General features: G+C 42.1%; 23 protein-coding genes. 20 read left to right on the top strand and 3 right to left on the bottom strand.

Features of this window, described 5'->3' with window-relative positions:
• Nucleotides 1-5: 5 nt before the first annotated feature.
• The 7 genes from obgE to I6N90_RS04840 all read left to right on the top strand — a co-directional run bounded on the left by obgE (nucleotide 6) and on the right by I6N90_RS04840 (nucleotide 8960).
• A complete protein-coding gene (obgE, locus tag I6N90_RS04875; RefSeq protein WP_197934340.1) occupies nucleotides 6-1331 on the top strand; it encodes a GTPase ObgE in 1326 nt (441 codons plus the stop codon).
• A gap of 111 nt (nucleotides 1332-1442) precedes the next feature.
• The gene (locus I6N90_RS04870; RefSeq protein WP_197934339.1) at nucleotides 1443-1880 is read left to right on the top strand and encodes an ACT domain-containing protein; all 438 of its coding nucleotides are present in this window, start codon (nucleotides 1443-1445) and stop codon (nucleotides 1878-1880) included.
• 23 nt (nucleotides 1881-1903) lie between these two features.
• A complete protein-coding gene (locus I6N90_RS04865) occupies nucleotides 1904-3190 on the top strand; it encodes a homoserine dehydrogenase (RefSeq protein WP_197934338.1) in 1287 nt (428 codons plus the stop codon).
• Between the two features lie 4 nt (nucleotides 3191-3194).
• Nucleotides 3195-4196, top strand: a complete 1002-nt coding sequence (gene thrB / locus I6N90_RS04860) for a homoserine kinase (protein ID WP_197934818.1) — start codon at nucleotides 3195-3197, stop codon at nucleotides 4194-4196.
• Nucleotides 4193-5068, top strand: a complete 876-nt coding sequence (pheA, locus tag I6N90_RS04855) for a prephenate dehydratase (RefSeq protein ID WP_197934337.1) — start codon at nucleotides 4193-4195, stop codon at nucleotides 5066-5068. The genes thrB and pheA overlap by 4 nt, the downstream gene beginning before the upstream one ends.
• Before the next feature lie 35 nt (nucleotides 5069-5103).
• Complete coding sequence (gene ilvE / locus I6N90_RS04850) at nucleotides 5104-5985, top strand: branched-chain-amino-acid transaminase (protein ID WP_197934336.1); 882 nt, start codon at nucleotides 5104-5106, stop codon at nucleotides 5983-5985.
• A gap of 587 nt (nucleotides 5986-6572) precedes the next feature.
• Complete coding sequence (locus I6N90_RS04840; RefSeq protein ID WP_197934334.1) at nucleotides 6573-8960, top strand: LysM peptidoglycan-binding domain-containing protein; 2388 nt, start codon at nucleotides 6573-6575, stop codon at nucleotides 8958-8960.
• Nucleotides 8961-9419: 459 nt separating this feature from the next.
• Here I6N90_RS04840 and I6N90_RS04835 read toward each other — a convergent pair whose 3' ends face one another.
• The gene (locus I6N90_RS04835) at nucleotides 9420-10076 is read right to left on the bottom strand and encodes a hypothetical protein (RefSeq protein WP_197934333.1); all 657 of its coding nucleotides are present in this window, start codon (nucleotides 10074-10076) and stop codon (nucleotides 9420-9422) included.
• A 405-nt stretch (nucleotides 10077-10481) separates the two neighbouring features.
• On the opposite strand from I6N90_RS04835, the gene I6N90_RS04830 reads away from it, so the two are divergent.
• From I6N90_RS04830 to yajC, 8 genes are all read left to right on the top strand, one after another.
• A complete protein-coding gene (locus I6N90_RS04830) occupies nucleotides 10482-11183 on the top strand; it encodes a BofC C-terminal domain-containing protein (protein ID WP_197934332.1) in 702 nt (233 codons plus the stop codon).
• A gap of 207 nt (nucleotides 11184-11390) precedes the next feature.
• A complete protein-coding gene (gene ruvC / locus I6N90_RS04825; RefSeq protein WP_197934331.1) occupies nucleotides 11391-11894 on the top strand; it encodes a crossover junction endodeoxyribonuclease RuvC in 504 nt (167 codons plus the stop codon).
• A complete protein-coding gene (ruvA, locus tag I6N90_RS04820) occupies nucleotides 11891-12523 on the top strand; it encodes a Holliday junction branch migration protein RuvA (RefSeq protein WP_197934330.1) in 633 nt (210 codons plus the stop codon). Before ruvC ends, ruvA begins: the two co-directional genes overlap by 4 nt.
• Before the next feature lie 20 nt (nucleotides 12524-12543).
• A complete protein-coding gene (gene ruvB, locus I6N90_RS04815; RefSeq protein ID WP_197934329.1) occupies nucleotides 12544-13548 on the top strand; it encodes a Holliday junction branch migration DNA helicase RuvB in 1005 nt (334 codons plus the stop codon).
• Nucleotides 13549-13589: 41 nt separating this feature from the next.
• A complete protein-coding gene (locus I6N90_RS04810) occupies nucleotides 13590-15710 on the top strand; it encodes a SpoIID/LytB domain-containing protein (protein WP_197934328.1) in 2121 nt (706 codons plus the stop codon).
• A gap of 10 nt (nucleotides 15711-15720) precedes the next feature.
• Entirely contained in the window at nucleotides 15721-16767 is a 1047-nt protein-coding gene (gene queA / locus I6N90_RS04805; RefSeq protein ID WP_197934327.1) for a tRNA preQ1(34) S-adenosylmethionine ribosyltransferase-isomerase QueA, read from the top strand.
• A 21-nt stretch (nucleotides 16768-16788) separates the two neighbouring features.
• Nucleotides 16789-17925, top strand: coding sequence for a tRNA guanosine(34) transglycosylase Tgt (gene tgt / locus I6N90_RS04800; RefSeq protein WP_197934817.1), 1137 nt, complete (start codon nucleotides 16789-16791; stop codon nucleotides 17923-17925).
• 14 nt (nucleotides 17926-17939) lie between these two features.
• Nucleotides 17940-18251 (top strand): preprotein translocase subunit YajC, encoded by a 312-nt coding sequence (yajC, locus tag I6N90_RS04795; protein WP_197934326.1) that lies wholly within the window; start codon nucleotides 17940-17942, stop codon nucleotides 18249-18251.
• Nucleotides 18252-18298: 47 nt separating this feature from the next.
• Here yajC and I6N90_RS04790 read toward each other — a convergent pair whose 3' ends face one another.
• Nucleotides 18299-18691 carry a TIGR04086 family membrane protein gene (locus I6N90_RS04790; protein ID WP_197934325.1) on the bottom strand — a complete coding sequence of 131 codons (393 nt, stop codon included), beginning with the start codon at nucleotides 18689-18691 and terminating at the stop codon, nucleotides 18299-18301.
• Nucleotides 18692-18903: 212 nt separating this feature from the next.
• Here I6N90_RS04790 and I6N90_RS04785 point away from each other — a divergent pair, with 212 nt between their 5' ends.
• The gene (locus tag I6N90_RS04785) at nucleotides 18904-19698 is read left to right on the top strand and encodes a DUF421 domain-containing protein (protein WP_197934324.1); all 795 of its coding nucleotides are present in this window, start codon (nucleotides 18904-18906) and stop codon (nucleotides 19696-19698) included.
• Here the strand turns inward: I6N90_RS04785 and spoVB are convergent.
• Nucleotides 19691-21250 carry a stage V sporulation protein B gene (gene spoVB, locus I6N90_RS04780; RefSeq protein ID WP_197934323.1) on the bottom strand — a complete coding sequence of 520 codons (1560 nt, stop codon included), beginning with the start codon at nucleotides 21248-21250 and terminating at the stop codon, nucleotides 19691-19693. The genes I6N90_RS04785 and spoVB overlap by 8 nt on opposite strands.
• 187 nt (nucleotides 21251-21437) lie before the next feature.
• Between spoVB and I6N90_RS04775 the strand changes: the two genes are divergently transcribed.
• The 4 genes from I6N90_RS04775 (at nucleotide 21438) to I6N90_RS04760 (ending at nucleotide 24431) form a co-directional block, all read left to right on the top strand.
• Entirely contained in the window at nucleotides 21438-21677 is a 240-nt protein-coding gene (locus I6N90_RS04775; RefSeq protein ID WP_197934322.1) for a post-transcriptional regulator, read from the top strand.
• Nucleotides 21678-21759: 82 nt separating this feature from the next.
• Complete coding sequence (gene secD / locus I6N90_RS04770) at nucleotides 21760-22998, top strand: protein translocase subunit SecD (protein WP_197934321.1); 1239 nt, start codon at nucleotides 21760-21762, stop codon at nucleotides 22996-22998.
• On the top strand, nucleotides 22988-23911 hold the full coding sequence (gene secF, locus I6N90_RS04765) for a protein translocase subunit SecF (protein ID WP_197934320.1): 924 nt from the start codon (nucleotides 22988-22990) through the stop codon (nucleotides 23909-23911). The genes secD and secF overlap by 11 nt, the downstream gene beginning before the upstream one ends.
• Nucleotides 23912-24014: 103 nt before the next feature.
• Nucleotides 24015-24431, top strand: a complete 417-nt coding sequence (locus I6N90_RS04760) for a cation transporter dimerization domain-containing protein (RefSeq protein WP_197934319.1) — start codon at nucleotides 24015-24017, stop codon at nucleotides 24429-24431.
• Nucleotides 24432-24453 lie beyond the last annotated feature (22 nt).

Raw genomic sequence — 24453 nt, 5'->3', positions numbered from 1 at the left:
ATTACATGTTTGTCGATAAGGCGAAAATATTTGTAAAAGGCGGCGATGGTGGAGATGGAATAATCTCATTCCGCCGCGAAAAATATGTTGAAAATGGTGGACCAGCTGGTGGCGACGGCGGACGTGGCGGAGATCTTATATTCCGTGTAGACGAAGGTTTGCGTACGCTAATGGACTTCCGTTATCAAAAACACTTTAAGGCTGATCGTGGTCAGCGCGGTAAAGTGAAAGGTATGCACGGTGCTGGTGCTGACGATACAGTTGTTCGTATCCCTCCTGGTACGGTTATCGTTGATGATGATTCTGGTGAAATTATTGCGGATTTAACTCGCAACGGACAACAGATCGTAATCGCGAAAGGCGGCCGTGGTGGCCGCGGAAATATCCGTTTTGCTACTGCAACGAACCCTGCTCCATATATTTCAGAAAATGGCGAAGAAGGTCAAGAGCGCTGGGTCGTACTTGAGCTGAAGGTCATGGCTGATATTGGACTCGTAGGTTTCCCAAGTGTAGGTAAGTCCACACTTCTTTCCGTTGTATCTGGTGCAAAACCTAAAATCGGCGCGTACCACTTCACGACGATTACGCCTAACCTAGGTGTTGTAGATGTTGGAGACAGTCGTAGTTTTGTAATGGCTGACTTGCCAGGGCTAATTGAAGGCGCACATGAGGGCGTAGGTTTAGGACATGAGTTTTTGCGACATGTTGAACGTACTCGCGTTATCATTCATGTTATTGATATGGCTGCATCTGAAGGACGTGACCCGTTCGAAGATTGGCAGAAGATCAATGCTGAGTTGGTACTCTATAACGAGAAGCTGATTGATCGTCCGCAAATTATTGCAGCGAACAAAATGGACATGCCGGAAGCGGAAGAGCAGCTCGAGCTGTTTAAACAGAAGCTTGCAGAAGTAAGCGGCGATCGTGTGTACGAAATTGTTCCGATTTCTTCTTTGACAAAACAAGGTATTCAAGAGTTGTTGTATAAAGCAGCAGATGTTCTTGATACAATTGCAGTTCATACAGAAGTTGAAGATGTTAAGATCAACGACGAACGCAAAGTTTATGTTTACGAGAAAAAAGAAGACATTACGTTTACGATTCATCGTGAAGATGAAGTGTTCGTCGTGGAAAGCGATGGTATCGCGCGTATGATGAAACGTATGAATTTGAATTCCTACGATGCAGTTATGCGTTTAGCCCGTATCTTTAGAAAACTTGGCATCGATGACGCTTTGCGTAAGAAGGGTGCTAAGGACGGCGATATGGTTAGAGTCGTAGACTATGCGTTTGAATTTTTTGAAGGCAGTGACTACAACCCATACGATTGATCGGAAGACGACGCAAGTCGTCTTTTTTCGCATTTGCCTATTGCTGATGGTCGTCTATTCCGATATAATGTCCACTATAGGTGTACATTTGTCTTTTTGAGGAGGACTGAAATGGCTGGTCGCTATTATGTCGTTCACGAGGACATTTTGCCGGAGGCAATTCTTAAGACGATTGAGGTCAAGGAGATGCTAAGTACCGGCGGAGCGGCTACTGTTCATGAAGCAGTAGAACGTGTTGGTCTTAGTCGTAGTGCTTTTTATAAGTATAAAGATGGCGTTTATGCATTGAATGAGATGACACAAGCGAATATTGTGACGGTTTCTATGGATTTGGACCATCGTGCAGGTATTTTATCTAGTGTACTTGGCCTAGTGGCAAGCCAAGGAGGAAATGTGCTGACAATGAATCAGACCATTCCGCTGCAAGGCTTTGCTAACGTCGTATTATCTGTAGATATTTCGCAAGTTACAGGAGATGTTTCAGAGCTCGTGGAGCTTTTAAAGCAACAAGCTGGAGTACGTAAAGCTGCAATAATCGGTCGAGGTTAATAATAAAGTAACGGAGGGAACATATGAAGCCAGTTAAAGTAGGATTGTTAGGACTTGGAACAGTCGGAACAGGCGTTGTACGCATAATTGAAGGACATCAGGATGATTTGCAAAGTCAAGTAGGTTCTCCTATTTTGATAGAGAAAGTACTTGTACAAAACATAAGTAAAATTCGGAACGTTTCTATTTCACCAGAATTGTTAACGGAAGATCCTTGGGAAGTTATTCGTAACCCAGAGATTGATGTTATTGTTGAAGTAATGGGCGGTATTGCTCATACAAAAGAATATATTTTGGAAGCTTTGTCGCTGGGGAAACATGTTGTTACAGCAAATAAAGATTTGATGGCACTACATGGCCCGGAAATTTTGGCAAAAGCACAAAAACATCGTTGTGATGTATTGTACGAAGCTAGCGTAGCTGGCGGTATTCCGATTATTCGTACACTTGTAGAAGGTTTCTCATCTGACCGTATTACTAAGATTATGGGTATCGTAAATGGAACAACAAACTTTATATTAACGAAGATGAGCCAAGAAGGCGCATCTTATGCTGATGTATTGAAGGAAGCGCAGGAGCTCGGCTATGCTGAATCAGACCCTACTTCTGACGTTGAGGGACTTGATGCAGCTCGTAAAATGACTATTCTTGCGACACTTGGATTCCGTGCTAACGTTGCACTCGAGGATGTTTCTGCTGAAGGTATTACTTCTATAACAAAAGAAGACATCTTGTATGCTAACCGTCTAGGTTATGTACTGAAGCTGCTAGGTATTGCAGAGCGCCAAGATGATGCAATTAGTATAAGTGTTCAACCGACGATGGTGAAAAAATCTCATCCAATCGCAGCTGTAAACGGTGTGTTTAACGCAGTTTATGTGTACGGTGAAGCGGTAGGCGAGACGATGTTCTATGGTCCTGGTGCAGGTGAACTTCCTACAGCAACTTCAATTGTAGCTGATTTGGTTGCAGTTGTAAGAAACTTGAAGCTTGGAGTTAACGGTCAACAAGGCGGTCTAGCATACAACGAGAAGAAATTGAAGACAGATGAGCAAATTTCATCGAAATATTTCATCTTGCTACATGTAGCTGATCGTGCTGGCGTTTTAGCTCGCATTACACAAGTGTTTGCAGAATTTGAGGTTAGTCTTGAATCGGTGCTGCAGCAACCAAATCCAAGCAACCCAGAAGCTGAAATTATTATTATTACACATGATGCGAATAAAGCGGCAATTAAGAAAGTACTAGCTACTTTTGAATCGCTTGATGTTGTTAACAAAATACAAAGTGTCTATCGAGTTGAAGGTTAGTCCGATGAACAATCGCCGAGTTATCGTCAAAGTTCCAGCAAGCACAGCGAATCTAGGCCCAGGCTTTGATTCTCTAGGTATGGCATTGTCTTTATTCGCATGGATTGAAATGGAGAAATCGGATACCGGTAACACGACATTCCAGCTGCATGGAGACGGAATGGACGGCTTGCCAACGGATAAATCCAATTTGATTTATAAAGTTGCCCAGCTTGTATTTAGCGAGGCTGAGGTTGAAGTACCGGATCTTCATATTTCCATGTACAGCGAGATTCCACTTACTCGCGGACTGGGTAGTAGTGCATCAGCAATTATTGGTGCGCTAGTTGCAGCAAATGCACTGATTGGCAGCCCCCTTAGTGATGATAAGCTGTTCCAAATGGCTACAGCACTAGAAGGGCATCCTGATAACGTAGGCGCCTCATTGTTCGGCGGCATTGTTGTATCAGCATGGGACGGCTCGGAGGCGCAGCATGTGCGGATTGAGCCGCAGGAGTCTCTCGAAACGCTGGTTGCCATTCCAGCGTTTCAGCTCTCTACCGAGAAGGCGCGCCATGCGCTGCCGACTCAAATATCGATGGCCGACGCGGTTTACAATGTCGGCCGTACGTCTTTGCTTGTCGCCGCGCTTGCTAGCGGCGAGCTAGGTTTGATCCGTCATGCAATGAAGGATCGGCTGCACCAGCCCTACCGTGCAGCACTCATCCCCGGCATGACGGAAATATTGGAGCGCGCGACAGACTTTGGCGCGCTTGGTGCTGCGCTGAGCGGAGCAGGGCCGACGCTGATAGCGTTCGTTGATGCAGCCAGCCCGGACAAGGCTGGGCTGGAACGGTTTCTGCAAGCAACGCTGCAGAAGGAAGGTATTACGGCCGAGACGATGTGGCTAGCGCCGTGTAAGACTGGGCCGGAAGTGACGATAGAGGAACTTTCAGCAGGGAGCGATCCTCTTTCTGGGAAGCGAATTTCGCTGCTAGAGAGAATTAAAGGAGAAGTCAAAGCATGAAGACGATAGCGTTATTGCCTGCAGGCTCAGTATCTGACGAGGCGGCTAAACAACTTTTTTCCTTAGAAGACAAGGTGGAGTGGAAACATCATCGTCTCATTGCTGATGTATTCCAATCAACCGTAAACGGAATTAGCGATTATAGTATCATTCCTATCGAAAATACAATTGAGGGCTCTGTTAGCCTTCATATGGATTGGTTAGTACATGAGGTGGATCTACCCGTTCAGGCGGAGTGGATCTACCCCTCCATCCAAAATTTAATTGGAAGACGATCTGAGCTAGAGCTGGAATCTGGTGAGCTTGATTTCTCTCGGATCAAAAAAGTTATCAGTCATCCTGTCGCAATGGCTCAATGTCTTCACTATTTAAGGAAGCACATTCCTCATGCGGAGACTGAACATGTGAGCAGTACAGCAGAAGGTGTTCGCATCGTTCGTGACAATCCTGGTCAAGGCATTGCCGCTATCGGAACTCGAATTGCTGCAGCGAACAATGAGCTTGATTTGCTTGAGACTGAAGTTACGGACCATGACAACAATTATACGCGCTTTTTACTTGTAGGCTCCGAGCCGTATACGGCTCGTAAGTCAGATAGAATTAAAACAAGTATACTTATTACATTGCCAGAAGATTTCCCAGGAGCACTTCATCAAGTGTTATCTGCTTTTGCTTGGCGCCGAATCAATCTATCACGAATTGAGTCGCGTCCAACGAAAAAGAAGTTAGGCAGTTACTATTTTTACATCGAGATCGAAATGTCTATAGATACAGTATTGCTGCCAGCTGCGTTTCAAGAAATCGAAGCGATTGGCTGCCAAATTCGTATACTAGGATGTTATCCAAGCTTTTCTTATGAACAATTGTTGTAATAATCATACAAATTAACGGAGGTGCAAGTTTAGTTATGGCACAGCAAGTTATTTATTTGAATGGTGAATATGTTGCAAAAGAGGATGCAAAAATTTCAGTATACGATCACGGTTTTCTATACGGGGACGGTATCTTTGAAGGCATCCGTATTTATGACGGCAATATTTTTAAGTGTAAAGAGCATTTGGACAGGCTATATGATTCGGCTAAATCAATTATGCTTGATATCCCGCTAGCATTCGATGAGATGCAAGCTGCTCTTGTAGAAACGATTCGTCGCAATGAACTGCGTGATGGATACATTCGTTTGATTGTGTCTCGTGGACCAGGTAATTTAGGGCTTGATCCTAAACGTTGCCCTTCTGCATGGGTAATCATTATTGTGGAACAGCTAGCTATTTATCCGGAAGAAGCATACAAAAACGGCCTCGTGTCCGTTTCAGTATCGCAGCGCCGCAACATTCCAGACGCACTTAATCCAAAGATTAAGTCTTTGAATTACTTAAACAATATTTTGGTGAAAATTCAAGCGAACTTAGCAGGTGTAGGGGAAGCGATTATGCTGAACTCACAAGGTTATGTTGCAGAAGGCTCCAGTGATAACATTTTTATTATCAAAAATGGAACGGTCTATACTCCTCCATGTTACGTCGGTGCGCTTGAAGGAATTACTCGCGCTGCTATTATGGAGCTTTGTGAGAAGCATGGCTACAAGCTTAAAGAAGAACCATTCACTCTGCATGATGTTTATGTTGCAGATGAAGTGTTCTTTACGGGAACGGCTGCTGAAGTTATTGCAGTTCGTGAGGTTGACGGCCGTACAATCGGCTCAGGCCAAGCAGGTCCCATTACTACACATCTTCTACAAGAGTTCCGCAGTATCGTATCTGTTGATGGCGTAAAAGTTTACGAATAGTGATTTGGGCCCAACTATTATAGTTGGGCTTTTGTGTTGCATCGCTGTATTTCTGAATAGCTGTATGGTTGATTGACCGGATTACTGTCTGGCTGAATTGCTGCATGACTACATGCAGGGTAACGAACCGTATGATGCTTATTATCGAAATAATCGCATCTCATTTCGTCTAACGAACTCATCTGATCTTATTTGAACGTAATTATTAGAAATTGAGCCTATTTTCTCTGAATAGCGATTATGGAGTTCGTTAGATTTTTTAGACGTTACTATTTGATAAAATAAGAACGTTCAGGTTCGTTAAATATCTTTCCGAGAAGTTCGTTTTTCTTATTCACCTAAACCAAAGAAGTTTTCCTCTACTTAACAACAATAAGCCCCTTTCATTGAGATCTGCGCAATGCAAATTGCAGCAATATCGATGGAGAGGCTCTTTTTATTGGGTTGAATATGAGAATATGCGAATTTTGTATCTATTTTTTTGAGAAAGTGGAGACACCTGCCTATATTCTGCATAGGATGTAAAGATCGATAACAGGCGTTAATGATGCCAAGTTATTCAGAACGTGACAGGAGGTTATCAGCGGGTGAAAATCCATATTGTAAAAAAGGGCGATTCGTTATACTACATTAGCCAGAAGTATAATGTTCCGCTCGAAGAAGTTTTGCAGTTGAACCCGGGAATATCGAATCTAGATGTGCTTGATGTTGGTACGAAGCTGAAAATTTCATCGACCCAAACAGGACAGAGTGGTGTCAATGAGAATATGATTATGCACCAACATATCGTAAAGCAAGGTGATACGCTGTGGAAGTTGTCCAAAGCATGGGGTGTTCCGCTTGCTACTATGGTGCATGTTAATCCGCATCTAAAAAATCCAAATGTGCTTTTGACGGGTGAGATCGTTAACATCCCTAAGGCAAATGTGTCCGTTCCGAGCGTAACGGGTCAGCAAGCTCATTCCAATCAAGGCTCTAACCAGGGATCAAACCAGGGATCTAACCAGGGATCTAACCAAGGTTCTCAAACAGGTTCGTTTATGCAAGGTGTTCAAGGCATTGTTGGCAAACTTTCTACTGCAACAGCGATTGGCAAAACTTTTACGGGATATGTGACTGACAAGAAAAATACTGCACCGATCCAAGAGAAACAACCAACGGGACCAATCGTCACACCTGTACCACCTGCTCCAGAGCCGAAACCAAAGGCCGCTAATATTGAGCCTGCCAAAAAGGAAGAGCCGGTTAAAAAAGAAGAGCCCGTAAAAAAAGCAGAACACTACGCTGCTAAAGTGGAGCCCAATGCTACTAAGGTAGAACCACTTGGCGGAAAAATTGAACCACATGCTACTAAAGTGGAACCACTTGCTGTCAAAAAAGAACTACCTAGTGGAAAAGTTGAGCCTTTAGGTAAAGGGAAAACGTTGCCTTCGTCGAACAACATAGCGCCGCTAAGCTCAAACAATATCGGTCCGCTAACGTCAAACAACATAGCGCCGCTAGGCTCAAACAATATCGGCCCGCTAACGTCGAACAACATAGCGCCGCTAGGTTCAAACAATATCGGTCCGCTAACGTCAAACAACATAGCGCCGCTAAGCTCAAACAATATCGGTCCGCTAACGTCGAACAACATAGCGCCGTTAGGATCAAACAATATCGGCCCGCTAACGTCGAACAACATAGCGCCGCTAGGCTCAAACAATATCGGCCCGCTAACGTCGAACAACATAGCGCCGTTAGGTTCAAACAATATCGGCCCGCTAACGTCGAACAACATAGCGCCGCTAGGCTCAAACAATATCGGTCCGCTAACGTCGAACAACATAGCGCCGCTAGGCTCAAACAATATCGGTCCGCTAACGTCGAACAACATAGCGCCGCTAGGTTCAAACAACATCGGTCCGCTAACGTCGAACAACATAGCGCCGTATTCAACTAATTATGCTCCAAATTCCTCAAATGTGGGACCTAATAGCAATGTAGGACCATCAGCTAATACATCGCCAGCTACAAAAGTGACTCCAAGTGGCAAAAAGGCGTTGCCTATTGAAAAGCCAGTTGAGAAAAAACTTAAAGCGATTCACTCTGAATATATTCAAAGTGTTGATTTGTTTCAGCAATATGGCACACCTTCGACAGAAGTAATGTCACTGTATGATCTGCCTAATTATCCAGATGCCAACTCTCCAAATATGACTGAACCGTATTTTGGGGCACAAAATCATTTGATGCCGTATGGTGGTTACATGGAGTCTAATATGGCACCAAACAGTAACGTAGCTCCTTACGGAAATATGGCACCAAACAGTAACGTAGCTCCTTACGGAAATATGGCACCAAACAGTAACGTAGCTCCTTACGGTAATATGGCACCTTCATTCCCATTTGAAGCTCCACCAGGCTCACATGTAATGGGATATCCTGCTCCGGCGTTATTACAATATGGAGGAGGACCAGACTGGGGTTATAGTAATGCGTCATATGCGGGATTGGGAGGTAATTTCCCGATTGCACCAGCATCTGTTGTGCCGAATCAAGCTATCTTTTCACCACTATCGAATGCATCGAACACCGGACTGATTTCTCCGATGTCGAATGCATCAAACGAAGGGATATTGTCACCGATGCCTAACCATCCTAATCCAAATGTGTCTACTCATTCAGAGATGTATTCTCCGCATGGTTATGAGCCATATGGCCAAGGGTATCCACCAGGTTACCCGCCGTTTACTCCTTACCCAATGTGGCCGGAGAACGCTGCACTTGTTCAGTCGACAAGCGCCAATAAGGGAGATTGTGGTTGTGGCGGTAAGCGGGAAGACGAAATTGGTATCGAATCTTCCAATTCGCTAACTTCGAAGTCTACACCAGCAAAGTCTAAGAAAAAAGGCAAAAAGGCAGTGGTTCGTACAATAGCACCACGTCCGAAGAAAAAAACGACGAGTAGTAGTCGACCATGGCTTAATCGTTAATAGCAATAAGGAAAAAATTACTCATAATTGAGGAAATTCTATAGAGTGATACTGGCGTAATTAATAATACAATAAATATTTTGTTACGCTCCCGTTAGAATGATAATAAAGACCTTCTTAAGTTTTGAAGCACACCCCTAAGAATGGCGTTGGAGAGAACTTTTGGTTAATCCAATGAAATTCTAAGGGGTGTTTTTTGTCATAATAGCTATAGATAACTCAATCGGGAATTTCGGCGTCACCTGCTTCGATATCTTTCATAGTTGAGTTTAGATATCGAGTAGCTTTCGCTTGCCTATAGCCGGAACTTACATGCAATAAAAGAGAAATGGCGATACAGGATAGCTCCATGTACCGCCATTTTTCATGATTTCAAAAGTTTTTATTCAATACGAGCTATTTCACTATCGGACCTACTGCTTTTGAGACGGTTCTTTTGAAATAATGAATTAACTTTATTTAAGCTGAATAGAATACTGTTTTATTCATTGTTCCGCTTACAGGTACAGATATGAAGCTAGATGTATCAGCAATGATTATGTTATAAGAATACGCTCCTCTGAATATTGCAGTAAATCCTCTTTTATCAGAAGATATGTTAGCTGTGCTTTGACTTGGAGTATAAGTAATTCCTAGATGAAACCCATGAATTTGAGTAGATGCAGTTACAGCTGTCACACTATTTTTTTGGTTATCCACACTAACATCCGCATATCCTTTAATCCACCATACTTTACTATCACTTATTACTTGCTCATACGATAACAAATCAGGGAGTTTAATGGATTTAGGTGAAGATAAGTTTTGATGAGTAAAACTTTTTGAATGTTGTTGTTTAGTATATCCGATTAGCGCAGCTAATTCATCAACGTTATTAATAATAATGGCTTCTTTCTGGGGCTTTTTGTGAGATTCTTTTGTCAGTCCATACGCTGCGTAAACTTCATCATAACTTTTAAACTTTCCTTTGTATTTATTAATTTCTGATTGAGGAACGATTTGTGACACAGATACTTTGACTGAATTTGGTTCGTTATTAGCTTTTTCTCCATAGACTGCAGAAGGTACTAATAAAACCAGAATTAACGTTAAAAAAATCAAGGTGCTTTTCTTCATTTCAAACATCTCCTTTTATTTTTTTATTAATAAACCCAAAAGGGATATTAATCACTCTTAAATAAATGTTACTGTTATTTAATAATCCAAATAATAACAAATTTATATTAACTATGAAAACGAAAATAGAATTTGTATTTTCCGAAATATCCCTTTCGTTCCGCAAAATGTGGTTTCATGTCGTTTTTTTTGAATGAATTCAACATGGCTAAACCCATTTAGTAATATTGATTAGATTTATCTAACCACTCAGCTTATGAATAAACATCCTCAAAATCTTTGCAACGGAAGATTGTTTACGAATCGTTATGTTAAATGGTTTCTATTAACTTAACACACCTATTTTTGAATAATTATGTAATGTTGGAGCAAACTATCATAAAACGCAATAAAGGGGGCTTCCTCATGATGATATTCAGCCTGTGGAAGCAATTAAAACGACGTATTCGCAGACAACGCCGCTCACTTTGGACACTTGGTGGCATCTCGCTATTCCTATTTGTGAGCATTGGCGCTGCGATGATATGTATGTCGGAAATTGCATATGCAAACGGGGAAATACCTAACAGCGGCATTGCACAACACGTGAACAGCAGTAACCTTTTGACAATAGACAATATGATTGACCAGCCATCCATTAGCAACAAGCTTAAAAACGAAAACGAACAAGTACAAGTCATGCTTCAACGTATTTTCGTATGCGGAGAAGAAATAGAACTAATTGGTGAAATGGCTTCTAAAAATGTCATTAGAATGCTACAAGAGCATCCTGAATGGAACGCTACTTTACATGAAGATGGCAAGACGGTTATGTTGCAACAGAGAATACATGATTTATCTAGTCATTGTAAGAGTCATGCCTATTTCGGAGTGGACAAACATGGTAACTTCTCACTTTTCGACGGAATACCTAGAGAAGAAAAAGTGATGCGTACATTTTTTCAATTAGATATTCATTTTATGGAGAGTAGTTTGCCACAGGATCAACTTGATCAATTGATGCATGGGATTCGAGTAAATGATATTGAGGAATATAATAGTGTTTTATCAACATTTAGCGATTATGCAATCGAGTATAACGAGAAAACGATGAAACACGCTTATTAGATGTTAATGGCATCCAATTAGACTAAATGCTGAAGAGTTGCTTATTCAATGAGCGACTCTTTTTTGCATTCGTTCACAATACTATCAAACGTTCGTTCTCATTCTCGGCAACTTTTGCTATAATGGAGGACAGGCATTCATAACATATGTCGCTCTAATTGATTAATATGTATCTATTTGCTTGATGTTAAGTTAGGAGTTGGCATTTTGCGCATTCTAGGAATTGACCCCGGCATTGCTATTGCTGGCTTTGGCTTTATCGACAAAGTTGGACATAAGCTGACCCCGGTGCAATATGGTGCGATTACTACGGAAGCACATACACCGCCAGAGGAGCGTCTCGTACAAATTTACGAGTCAGCTAGTGCATTGATGGATCGATACAAACCAGAAGCAGTTGCTGTTGAAAAACTTTTTTTCAATCGAAACGTATCAACTGCATTTGCTGTAGGACAAGCGCGGGGAGTTATTATTTTGGCAGCGGCTCAGCGAGGTCTGACTGTTGCAGAATACACACCATTACAAGTGAAACAATCTGTAGTTGGTTATGGCAAGGCTGAGAAGCGTCAAGTTCAGGAGATGGTTAAAGTGTTCTTGAGACTATCCGCGGTGCCGAAGCCGGATGATGTGGCAGATGCACTTGCAGTTGCTATATGCCATGCCCACTCTGCAGTAATGAAACAAAAAATAGATGAGGTGACTCGTTCATGATCGATTTTTTGCGAGGTCCAGTCGTACATATGGAAGCTGAATATATCGTCATGGATGTTAGAGATACAGGTTATCGTGTATTTACTCCAAATCCGTATGCTTTTGCTGGTAAAGATGAAGCAGTTACGGTTTATATTCATCATCATGTACGGGAAGATGCAATCTTGTTGTTCGGATTTGAATCGAGAGAACAACAAACGTTATTCCGTAAATTATTAGAAGTATCTGGTATCGGACCACGTGTCGCAGTTGGTATTTTGTCTGCAGGTAAACCAGAAACGATTATCGCTGCTATTCAACAAGAGAACATCGCTTTTTTGACGAAGCTTCCGGGAATTGGAAAAAAGACTGCACAGCGTATGATTCTTGATCTTAAAGACAAGCTCATTGGTGCGGGACTGGATGGCGGCTTATTGTCGGCTTCAGGATTTGGAGTAGAACTTCCTGCAAATAGTAATGCTCAAGGAGCAGGGACAGCTTGGCAAGAGGCTCGTGATGGTCTTGCTGCACTCGGCTATACTGCTGCGGAGTTAGATAAAGCATGGAACAGTATGAAAGATACTGTTAAAGCTGAAGAGGCAGTGGATTCGCTCATGAAGCGGGCGCTACAGCAGTTGTTTAAAGGGTAACGGGAAGGAGACTTATGGTTATGGACGATCGAATCATTTCCGCAAACCTCATGATGGATGAACAGGCGGTTGAACTTAGTTTGCGGCCGCGATATTTAGCAGAATATATTGGACAGAACCAAGTCAAAGAAAATTTGACGATCTATATAGAGGCAGCCAAGATGCGGAAGGAAGCACTTGATCATGTATTGTTGTATGGTCCTCCCGGACTTGGTAAGACGACATTGTCTAACATAATTGCCAATGAGCTTGGTGTTAATTTAAGAACGACTTCCGGTCCAGCAATTGAAAGGCCTGGAGACCTTGCGGCGCTTCTAACGAATCTTCAAGAAGGCGACGTTCTTTTTATTGACGAAATCCATCGTCTTCACCGAACGGTAGAAGAAGTTTTGTACCCCGCCATGGAAGACTTTGCATTAGACATAATGATTGGAAAAGGCCCAAGCGCACGTTCCGTTCGACTTGATCTTCCTCCATTTACGTTAATTGGAGCGACAACGAGAGCGGGACTTCTATCTGCCCCACTACGTGATAGATTTGGTGTTGTGAGCCGACTTGAGTTTTATACCGTAGATGAGCTTGCATTTATCGTATCTCGTGCATCTGAAATATTAGGTGTCTCAACTGTAGGAGAAGCTTCAATGGAGATTGCAATGCGATCAAGAGGAACGCCTCGGATAGCTAATCGTTTGCTTAAGCGTGTTCGTGATTTTGCTCAAGTACGAGGAGACGGCGTGATTACACATGAGATTGCCCGTTCGGCATTGGAATTACTTCAGGTTGACCCAAGGGGACTAGATCATATTGATCATAAAATGTTGCATGCGATGATGACAAGTTTCTCTGGAAGACCAGTAGGACTCGATACGATAGCAGCAACGATTGGGGAAGAAAGTCAAACAATTGAAGATGTATATGAGCCATATTTGATGCAGATTGGGTTTTTGCAGCGCACACCAAGAGGTAGAATTGCAACTGATAGCGCATATACCCATTTAGGATTGCCTCTTCCAAAACGTGTGTAAATCAATTTCTTGATCATACCCGAATAGGAAGGAGTTTAATAATGAAGTTTAACATGTCTATGAAACGTTTAGTGTTAACCTCAATTGTTTTTATGATGCTAATATCACTATGGTCGGTACAACCGTCTCAAGCTGCAGTGCCAACCCTTGATACGATTCGCGTAGGGATGTTCATGCAATTGCCAGGCAAATATACTGCGACAACACCTGCAGCTACTTTTCATTCTAATGGTGGCCTCAGTATCGGTGTTCGAGAGCCAGATGGAGAGAAAGGCTGGTTCACAGTTCCAGCAAAACAAAATGTGCGATTCGCATTAGATGATTTTAAAGTTACTTTGCTCGAATCAAACAACTTTGGTGCTGCTCTAGCTGTATATCAGTACATAATGTCTCTTAAAGGATCAGCGTATCTAACTTCATCTACAAAAAACGGTATCGTTCAGTTCCAAGTTTCTGAAGGGGCTTACGCGACCTTTGCTGAGGGTAAAACTGCCGTAAGTCGTTGGAGTGCTGATCCGAAACTCGCAAGTATAATTACTGGGTTTAAGCCAGTGCTGCGCGGTCCGTTGTATTTGGAAACGTCACAACTTAAAAATAAGGCTGAAGCTGAAGCGACAGTAAACGCATATGGAGCTGCTGGCTTAAATGCATTTATCTCATTAAGACAGCTTGCTATTGGTGAACTAGCCTTTTCAGTAATGGTTGGAGCAGCAACAACGGAAGAAGAGCTAGCTCAAATTAAAGCAGCTGCAATAAATCTTCCGAATGGATCAAGTCTAAAGGCAGTTGCTAAAGACTCCAGACATATGTTGCTTTTAAATGATCATTCGTTAAGCGCAAAGGAAAGTAGTTTGAACGAACTTTATTTGTTTCCGAACAACAGTATGAAAGTATGGATATCTCCTGCTGGTTCAGATACAATTGGTTTGCTGGAACGAAGTAAACGTACATATCGTGGTCAGTTTGAACTAAGTACCTTTAATGGGAAACTTGCTGTCATTAATGAGCTTCCATTCGAACAATATTTATACTCCGTTGTAGCAGTTGAAATGTATTCAAGTTGGCCGATAGAAGCACTTAAGGCACAAGCTGTTGCTGCTCGTTCTTATGCGCTTAACAAAGGTTTTGGCTTCCAAATTGCGCATGTAGTCGACACTACGTTAAGCCAAGCGTATTATGGTGCAGGCGTTGAAAAACCGACATCCACCGAAGCAGTGAACGCAACTGCTGGTGAGGTCGCTTTGTATAATGGGAAAGTCATCGAAGCTGTATTCTCATCTAATGGTGGAGGACAAACGGCAGATGCTTCTGACGTATGGAAAAATGCAATTCCGTACTTGAAGTCGGTAAAAAGTCCAGATGATTCTTCTCAAGTTGGACTACTTAGCTGGTATCAGATCGTACTTCCGAGTGGTCTAATTGGGTATATTCGTGAAGATCTTGCTACGGATACAGGCAGAAAAACAGCAGCAGGAAGCCGTATTTTAGCACTAACAACTGACAATACGAACATTCGTAGACATCCTATTATTCAGGACACTATTCCAGTTGTAGCAAAGTTACCAAAAGGTTCTGAAGTAGTCGTGCTCAAAAAGGTTATTGAATCGAATCCGATGAACTGGATTCGTGGACCATTCACTGATGCTGAGCTACTAACAACAATTAATGCTCGAGTTAACCCGAAAATAGCGGGAACAATTACTTCTATTGAAGTTAGCAAACGGGGAATCTCGGGTAGAGCAAACGAATTGACGGTAAATGGACAGAAATTAACGATTTCGTCGCCAGACAGCATTCGCTCCATTTTAGGACATGGTGGATCATTACCAAGCACATTATTTGAAATTGAAGAAACAGGGAAATTAGTTGTGCAAGGTACCCAAGGTTTGCAAAGTACTAGGATAGACGATAGTAAAAAGCTTTATGTCATGGGTGCAGGTGGGAAATCGGCTGCTTTAACCGACAAACATGTGTATGTCCTAGACGGTAACGATAATGTAAGAGCAGCAACAAAAGATCCGGCATTCCAGTTTAATGGCACTGGCTTCGGTCATGGGGTCGGTTTATCCCAATACGGTGCGCTTTCTCTGGCAAAGCAAGGGTATGACTATCAATATATTTTGAAATACTATTACAACGGTATAACCATTGCTAAGGAATGATTGAGACGATATGAATGTAGAATGGTTTAATTTCGAATTACCTGAAGAGTTGATTGCACAGACACCGCTGGAAGAGAGAACGGCTTCAAAATTGCTAAAATTAAATAAAAGCAATGGAGAGATCCAGCATAGCGTCTTTACAGATCTGGAGGATAGTTTGCATGCTGGAGATGTCCTTGTTTTAAACAACACAAGAGTTATACCAGCTAGACTAATGGGAAGTAAAAGTGACACCGGTGCAAAAGCGGAATTGCTACTTCTTAAGCAGCTTGGCGAAGATCGATGGGAGACACTTGCTAAACCTGCGAAACGGCTAAAGATTGGGACAATCCTTCAATTCGGTGATGATGGTAACGGTAACCCGCTCATGACTGCAGAAATTGAGTCGATGGGTGATATGGGTTCACGCATCATTCGCTTCCGATATGAAGGCATATTCCAAGAGTTGCTTGATCGACTAGGAGAGATGCCCCTTCCACCTTATATTAAAGAGCGACTGGATGAGAGGGAACGTTACCAGACGGTATATTCCCGCCATGAGGGCTCTGCCGCTGCGCCTACAGCAGGTCTACACTTCACTGAAGCTTTCCTAAGTAGGCTAGAGGCAAAAGGTGTGAAGCTTGCCTACGTAACACTTCATGTCGGTCTAGGAACGTTCCGTCCTATGTCAGTAGATACGGTAGAAGAGCATGAGATGCATGCTGAGTATTACGAGCTGGACGAAAGTAATGCTTCTATTCTCAATGAGGCTAAACGAAATGGTGCACGTATAGTTGCAGTTGGAACTACTTCTGCCCGCACTCTTGAAACGGTAGCTTCAAGGTTCCAAGAAGGTGAGATCGAAGCATGCAGTGGTTGGACTTCTATTTTTATTTTCCCTGGCTATACGTTTAAGTTAGTAAATGCGCTGTTAACTAATTTTCATTTGCCTAAATCAACGTTAGTTATGTTAGTTAGTGCACTTGCTGGAAGAGATGAAGTTATGAAGGCATATCATGAAGCAATTGAGCGGAAATATCGTTTCTTTAGCTTCGGAGATGCAATGTTTATTTACTAATCATGTAGAATGGAAGCGTGAATTGTGGCTGTAAAATACGAATTTATAAAACAATGTAAACAATCGGGAGCGCGCCTCGGTCGCGTTCATACCCCTCATGGCATTATCGAAACACCAACGTTTATGCCAGTAGGCACTCAGGCAACGGTGAAGACGATGAGCCCTGAAGAGCTTAAAGCTATGGATGCCCATATTATTTTGAGCAACACGTACCATCTGTTTCTTCGCCCAGGACATGATATCGTAAAACGTGCAGGCGGACTTCACAAGTTTATGAACTGGGATCGCCCTATACTAACAGATAGTGGTGGATTCCAAGTGTTTAGCCTTAGCGAAATGCGTAAAATTACGGAAGAGGGCGTTCATTTCCGCTCGCACTTGAATGGTGATAAGCTGTTTCTGTCACCAGAAGTAGCTATGGAAATTCAAAACGCACTTGGTCCTGATATTATGATGGCTTTTGACGAATGTCCTCCTTATCCAGCTGAATACGAATATGTGAAACAATCGACAGAGCGTACTTCTCGTTGGGCAGAAAGATGTCTTAAAGCACATGCTCGTCCAGAGGATCAAGCGTTATTTGCTATCGTACAAGGTGGTATGCACAAAGATTTGCGTATTCAGAGCGCTAAAGATTTGACTTCCATGGATTTCCCGGGGTATGCTATTGGAGGATTGAGCGTAGGTGAGCCTAAACATCTGATGTATGACGTTCTAGATTATACAGTTCCCTATCTTCCTGCGGACAAACCCCGTTATTTAATGGGTGTTGGTTCTCCAGATGCGTTAATTGAAGGCTCGATCAGAGGAATAGACATGTTTGACTGCGTCTTGCCGACTCGTATTGCTAGAAATGGGACAACCATGACGAGCAATGGAAGACTAGTCATTCGTAACGCTAAGTATGCAGAAGATTTTGGTCCACTGGATCCAAATTGCTCTTGCTATACCTGCACAAATTATTCCCGAGCGTACATAAGGCACTTGCTGAAGGCCGATGAAACGTTTGGTATTCGATTGACGACGTATCATAACTTACACTTTTTGATTCAACTCATGAGAGACGTTCGTCAAGCGATTATGGAAGACCGGCTACTTGATTTCCGGGATACATTCTTCGAAACGTACGGCCTTAATGATAATGATAAAGGATTTTGAAAGGGGTGAATTCAATGTCGATATTTCAAGCAGCAGCAGCTGAAGGTGGAAGTATTTGGGGTATGATTCTGCCGTTTGTACTTATGTTCGCAGTCTTCTATTTCTTGCTTATTCGTCCGCAACAGAAGAAACAAAAACAGCGTACAGCAATGCTAAATCAGATTAAAAAAGGCGACAAAATTACGACAATCGGTGGTTTGCACGGCACAGTCGTGGAACTAACAGATGATACTGTTGTTATTCGTGTCAACGATACAACAAAAATGACGTTCGAGCGTAGTGCAATCAATACAATTTCTGCATCGGCTCCAGCTCCAACTGAATAATACTTAATAAAGAAACGGCCCGTAGATTAATTCTGCGGGCCGTTTCTTTATTTCTTTAGATTAACCCCGACGACTCCCCCGAGAATACCCGAAAGTAGTGCAGAGCCTAACATCAACACGCTGTCCCAGGATAAAGTTGCGTCAGCGGCCAAAAAACTAACAATAATGACGATAATGCCATAGAACAAACCAAGTGTACCGCCATTATACCAACCTTTGCGTTCAGAACGTTTGCCGGAAGTAAAGCCTCCTGCAAGGGCAGAGAAGACATGTACGAGAAGTGCATATGTACCAAGCTCACTTTCCTTCATGTTTGTAAAATGTAACATAAAGGATAAAAACAATGCACCAATGCCTAACCATATCAAGGAAAAAACAACACCCGCTAGTAGAGGTGATCCAATAAGTAGCGGTTTAGGAGCTTGCTTGACGGAACTCATCCTATTCCTCCTATTTCCATTTTGTTGGACAATCAAAAAGGTTGTATTACTTATCCATATGGTCAAGCATTGTGGAATAGTACAGGTTATACGGGAAATTCTGTTACTTGGTGTAATGGAATTGCCATATATTCGTGTCTTTGTGTTCGTATGATGTGAACAGTAGGAGGTCAGAATAGCTTTACGAGCTTAAGGCTGGTTGAACAGTCAATATGCTACTTTCGAGGAGGCGCTTACCATTGGAAACATGGAGCCTGTTGATCCGGACGATCGTTATCTATTTCGTCGTATTTTTGATCATGCGGTTTATGGGAAAGCGAGAGATCGGCAAACTTTCAGTGCTCGATCTCGTTATTTCGGTTATGGTTGCAGAAATAGCAGTAATTGTCATTGAGGATGTAGATCGACCGATGTGGGATGGGATTGTACCTATGGTAGTTCTACTGCTCATTCAAATAAGTACAGCTATGATATCGATGAATAATCGTAAACTCCGGTTGTTGTTTGATGGAAAGCCCAGCGTTATTATTGCAAAAGGGAAAATAAACAGAGATGTTATGCGCAAGCAACGGTATAACTTGGATGACCTGATGTTGCAACTACGTGAAAACAAGATCACATCTGTTGCAGATGTTGAATTCGCCATTTTGGAAACAAGCGGAAAATTATCTGTAATTCCAAAGGATGGAGCTGAGGAGTCTGAAGTAGCATTTGGTAGTGATCGGAAAAAGCAACATGCAGATGTTGAAAAATCTAATCGAACCCTAGTTGCTACAGGTCGTGAAAAGATTATACCGATTAATTATCGCTATGAAATTTTGCCAATACCGTTAATTATGGATGGAAAAGTACAAGATGAAAACTTAGAAAAAATTGAAAAAACGCGATTTTGGCTCAAAAATGTGCTTCAAGAACAGAAAGTTAATGATTTTAAAGAAGTATTCCTATGTACGATTGATCATAAAGGAAGACTCTTTGTTGATGTGAATCAAAAGAGACTTACTTAAACAATGTCCCGAGCCAAGGAATTCGTGCAAGGTCAAAACGATCGATTATTTTCATCCATACCATAAGGAGCAGGTAGACGATTGCACTGCATAGGCATGCCAAAATTAAATTGACCCATTCCTGAGATAACGGTGTCTGATTCATGATCCAGTGAGCAACAGCTCCCATAATGATCATGGCCGATCCCACCTTTAGAAAATCGAGCATTTTCATTGAAAACCCAATAAATCTCATGACACTTATGGCATGTAAAATAGTCACTAATACGATGTTGACGTTAATCGCAATTAACGCACCATAAATGCCTAACTCAGGATCGGACGCTAGTTGCACGATTAAAATAAGCTTTACTGCAGCGCCTACGAATGTATTCATGAGAGCTGTCCCAGCTTTGTTAAGTGCTTGGAGGGCTGCTTGGAGTGGAGCTTGCAAATAAATAAATAGACCAATTGGTGCCATCCATTGAAGCATGGGTGCTATCTCTGCATGTGCGTAAACCATCCGACATAAAGGTTCAGCAAACAATGTCATGACGACAACAAAAGGTGCACCGGACACTAGAGCAATTCGCATCGATTGGTGTAGCCTTTTGTGAATGAGTGCCTTATCTCCTCGAGCAGCAGCTTCTGAAAGTGATGGTATTAACGATACTGCTAATGAAGATGTCAGTGCAGTTGGCAGCAACAACAATGGGATAATCATTCCTTGTAATGCACCATATTGTGCCGTAGCGGCACCAGTAGCAATACCTGCTGCAGCTAATCCTCGTGCAGTAAATATGGATTCCAACAAATAGGATATCGAACCAACCATCTTACTGCCAGTTACTGGGATAGATAACCCGAGCAACCGTTTCAAAATAGGTGTTGAATGACGTGGCATGTTTTGGGATAGTTCGTTTTCTGTTGCATATTCGGGTTTCTTCTCACGTTTGTACTTCCACAACATGACCAATAATCCACCAATTTCACCTGCAACAACACCAAGCATAGAACCAGCTGCAGCCCATTCCAATCCATAGGGTAAAAAGAAGTAAGCGAGAAAAAGGGACCCAATAATTCTTATGACCGTTTCTGTAATTTGAGAAATTGCACTCGGAATCATATTTTGTTTTCCTTGGAAATAACCACGATAAACAGAAGAGACACCTATTATGAGTAATAACGGAGTCATCATTAGAAATGCTCGGTAGACACGGGCGTCAGGTAATACGTATCTGATAATAAACGGTGCAAATAATAACATCGCTATCGTTAGAACAGTAGCAATCGTAATCGTCAATATCATCGCAGTGCGGAAAATATGTTTAACCTGCTTTGTATCGCCTTGTGATTCTGCCTCAGCTATCCACTTTGCGATGGCAAGCGGTATACCGCCTGTAATAATGGTTAACATAACGATTAGGAAAGGGTAGGCAAGCTGATACAGTCCAACGCCTTCTGCTCCAATAATTCTTGGTAGCGCTATTCGAGGCACAAAGCCGAGCAGACGATTAATAATGCCAGCGACAAGGAGGATCATAGCTCCTTTAATAAATGTTTGTTTCGTCATAATTGACGACCTCATCTCCTTCTGAATAGACCAGTTAGCATTTCGTGTACATGCTTTATTATCACTTTATGCGCGGCATGTCCCTTTACATGTCTGTCATTTTTACTCATCTCATCTTCTGGTGCAGGAAAATGATTACTGAGCATCGAATACATATTGAACAGCATTGCAAACGAGGAGGTGTGGCATGGTAGATGAAGAGCTAGCTGCTACGATCAAAGAGTTATGTCTCAGTAAAGCGGAGGAATTTCGATTAATCGGCTATGAGCATGTGACTGGTAATGAAGTATGGGAATGCGTGAACGCCAAATATGTGAAGACAGGACAGCCTGAACTACATCAACTAGTCAATGACATCCTCTCACTCAAGGTAACTCAATTCATGAATTTTATGACGATGAGCGCATATAAAGGGAACCCATTTTAAAAAAATGGGTTCTTTCTTTTTGACTCGTTTTTACTGCATCTGTATAATAGCAATATTGAGATCATAAGGGGGATTCAGAAGTATGTTCGGGAAGAGAATAATTACCTTCCTTGCGATAGTGGTTGTTATGTTCGCCGTTATCGTTGGGACAAGCCCAGCAATCGTAAAAGATGTGAAGCTGGGCCTAGATTTGAAGGGCGGCTTCGAGGTGTTGTATGAAGCTTCGCCACTCGAGGGTGGAGAAGCAGTAACACCAGAATCGCTAAAACAAACGGCAATAAGTCTACAGAAACGGATTGATAGTGAGGGACTTGTTGAGCCGGAAATTACAACAGAAGGAAAAGATCGTATTCGAGTCAAGCTTCCTGGTGTTGAAGATGAAAATGCGGTTCGTGAAAAGTTGTCTAAACCTGTCCACTTAACGTTCCGTGCGCCTGATGGAACGGTTAAGCTAACTGGTTTGGATTTTAAAGAAAATGGTGCGGCTGTTGAATATGATGGGCTTGGTAAACCGCTCGTATCTATTCAATTAAAAGATGCCAATAAATTTGGTGATGTAACAAAAAGTTTAATCGGACAATACTTGGCTATTTATATGGATGATAAGGAAATATCCAGACCAGGAGTTTCTAATGAAATCCGTAGTTCATCAGCTACAATTACACTTGGTCCAAATGCTACCGTTGCAGAAGCTAACAAGCTTCGCGATGAAATCAACTTGGGTTCTCTCCCACTTAAATTGGAAGAGAAATATACACAAAGTGTTGGTGCTAAACTTGGTATGGAATCGCTCAAAGACACAGTCACTGCTGGTATTATCGGATCGTTGATTGTACTAGTGTTTATGGTCATTATTTTCCGTATTCCAGGTGTAGTTGCATCTATTACGATTATTACTTATGCGTGGTTGTTAATCCTTGTACAAAATTTGATGAACGCAACATTAACATTGCCGGGTATCGCGGCATTTGTTCTTGGTGTCGGTATGGCGGTTGACGCCAACATTATTACTGCTGAGCGGATTAAAGAAGAAATTCGTAGTGGTAAGAGTATGTTCTCATCTCTAAAAGCAGGCTCCAAAAACTCATTCCGTACCATTATGGACGCGAATATTACGAGTATTATTGCTAGTGGTGTCCTATATGTTATCGGAGATGGTGCAATTAAAGGATTTGCGCTAACGATGATTTTTAGTATTCTAGTTAGTATTCTAACGAATATTTTCTTCGCTCGCTTCTTGATGACACTGCTTGTTCGGAGCAACAAGTTTATGAAACCGAGCTACTATGGTGTGAAGGAGAGTGAAATTCGTGAACTATGATACGAAGATCCGATATGATGTTGTAGGTAACCGAAACAAATATTTTATTTTCTCAATCGCTCTGACGATTGCCGGTATTGTATCGTTATTACTATTTCAAATGAATTTTGGCGTCGATTTTAAAGCAGGATCAAATATGGACATCTCGGTAAGCAAGGCAGTTACACAACAACAAGTGACGGAAGCACTAACTACTGCTGGTTATGGTGAAGCAGCTCATACCGTTGGTGGAGCTAATAATGATCGAATTTCTATTCGGTTTGACGATGTTTTAAATCAAGAGCAAACCAATAAAGTGTTAAATGCTATGAAAGCAAAATTTGGTGATGACATATCTTCTGAGGTTAACGTTGTTTCTGCTGATTTAGCTCGAGAACTTGGTATTAAAACGATTTGGGCGATTTTGGTCGCAAGCTTTGGTATTATGCTTTACGTAATGGCACGTTTCGAGTGGCGCTTTGCGTTAGCAGCGAATATTTCCATTTTGTATGATAGCTTTGTCGTTATTGCGATATTCTCGATCTTCCGTTTTGAGGTTGATTTGCCGTTTATTGCTGCCGTTCTAACGACACTTGGATATTCCATCAATGATAAAATTGTTATTTTTGACCGTATTCGTGAAAACTTACGTTTTACGACAATAAAAAGCCACAGCCATTTAGCGGAAATTGTTAATGCTAGTATTTGGCAGACGATGGCACGGAACTTGTATACGGTATTGACAGTTGTCATCGTAACCGTAAGTATTTTCCTACTCGGAAGTCCATCAATTAAGATGTTCTGTCTTGCTCTTCTTGTAGGTTTGGTTAGCGGTGCATATTCAACGATCTTTATTGCAAGCCCATTGTGGTACTTGTTTAAACGTAATCAAAAGCAAAAGCCTAAAGCTGCTGCTGCAAAAGCTACTCCTTAATGGAGTAGCTTTAATGCTTACGATGTAGGTTTTGCTTCGCAAAACCTTGGGTGAATGCTTACGATGTAGGTTTTGCTTCGCAAAACCTTGTAGGAGGTACAAAATGTCAACCAGACAGCGAGAAGAAAAGAAGTATCCTGCAAGCAGGAAGCGCTTATGGGAAAACGTGTTGGACGATCTGCTTCGGAGCGTTCGTGGTAAACGCAAGGAAACGGACATGGAAGAGTCTGTGGATGATTTGATGCAGGTTGTTCAACGTGTCGAAGGCGTCGTCACGGTGCAATCACTCCGTGCTAAGGAGCATGGACATTATGTTATTGCGGAAATAGTCATTAGTGTTAATCCGCGTATCTCAGTTTTGGAAGGTCAAGATATCGCTAAGAGGGTCAAGTTGCTCTTAATGCATCGATTCACCCATCTATCTGATGTATCGATCTATGTAGAACCTTACGATCCGGGATACCCGTATAAATCTAATCACGACCCTAATCAGGAGCAGATGCCGACACTGCTGCAATAGCAAGTACGACAGCAGGAAAGGA

Source organism: Paenibacillus sp. GSMTC-2017, assembly GCF_016019935.1.
In the GTDB taxonomy this organism is placed as follows: Bacteria; Bacillota; Bacilli; order Paenibacillales; family Paenibacillaceae; genus Pristimantibacillus.
This window is presented reverse-complemented; position numbering and strand designations above follow the sequence as displayed.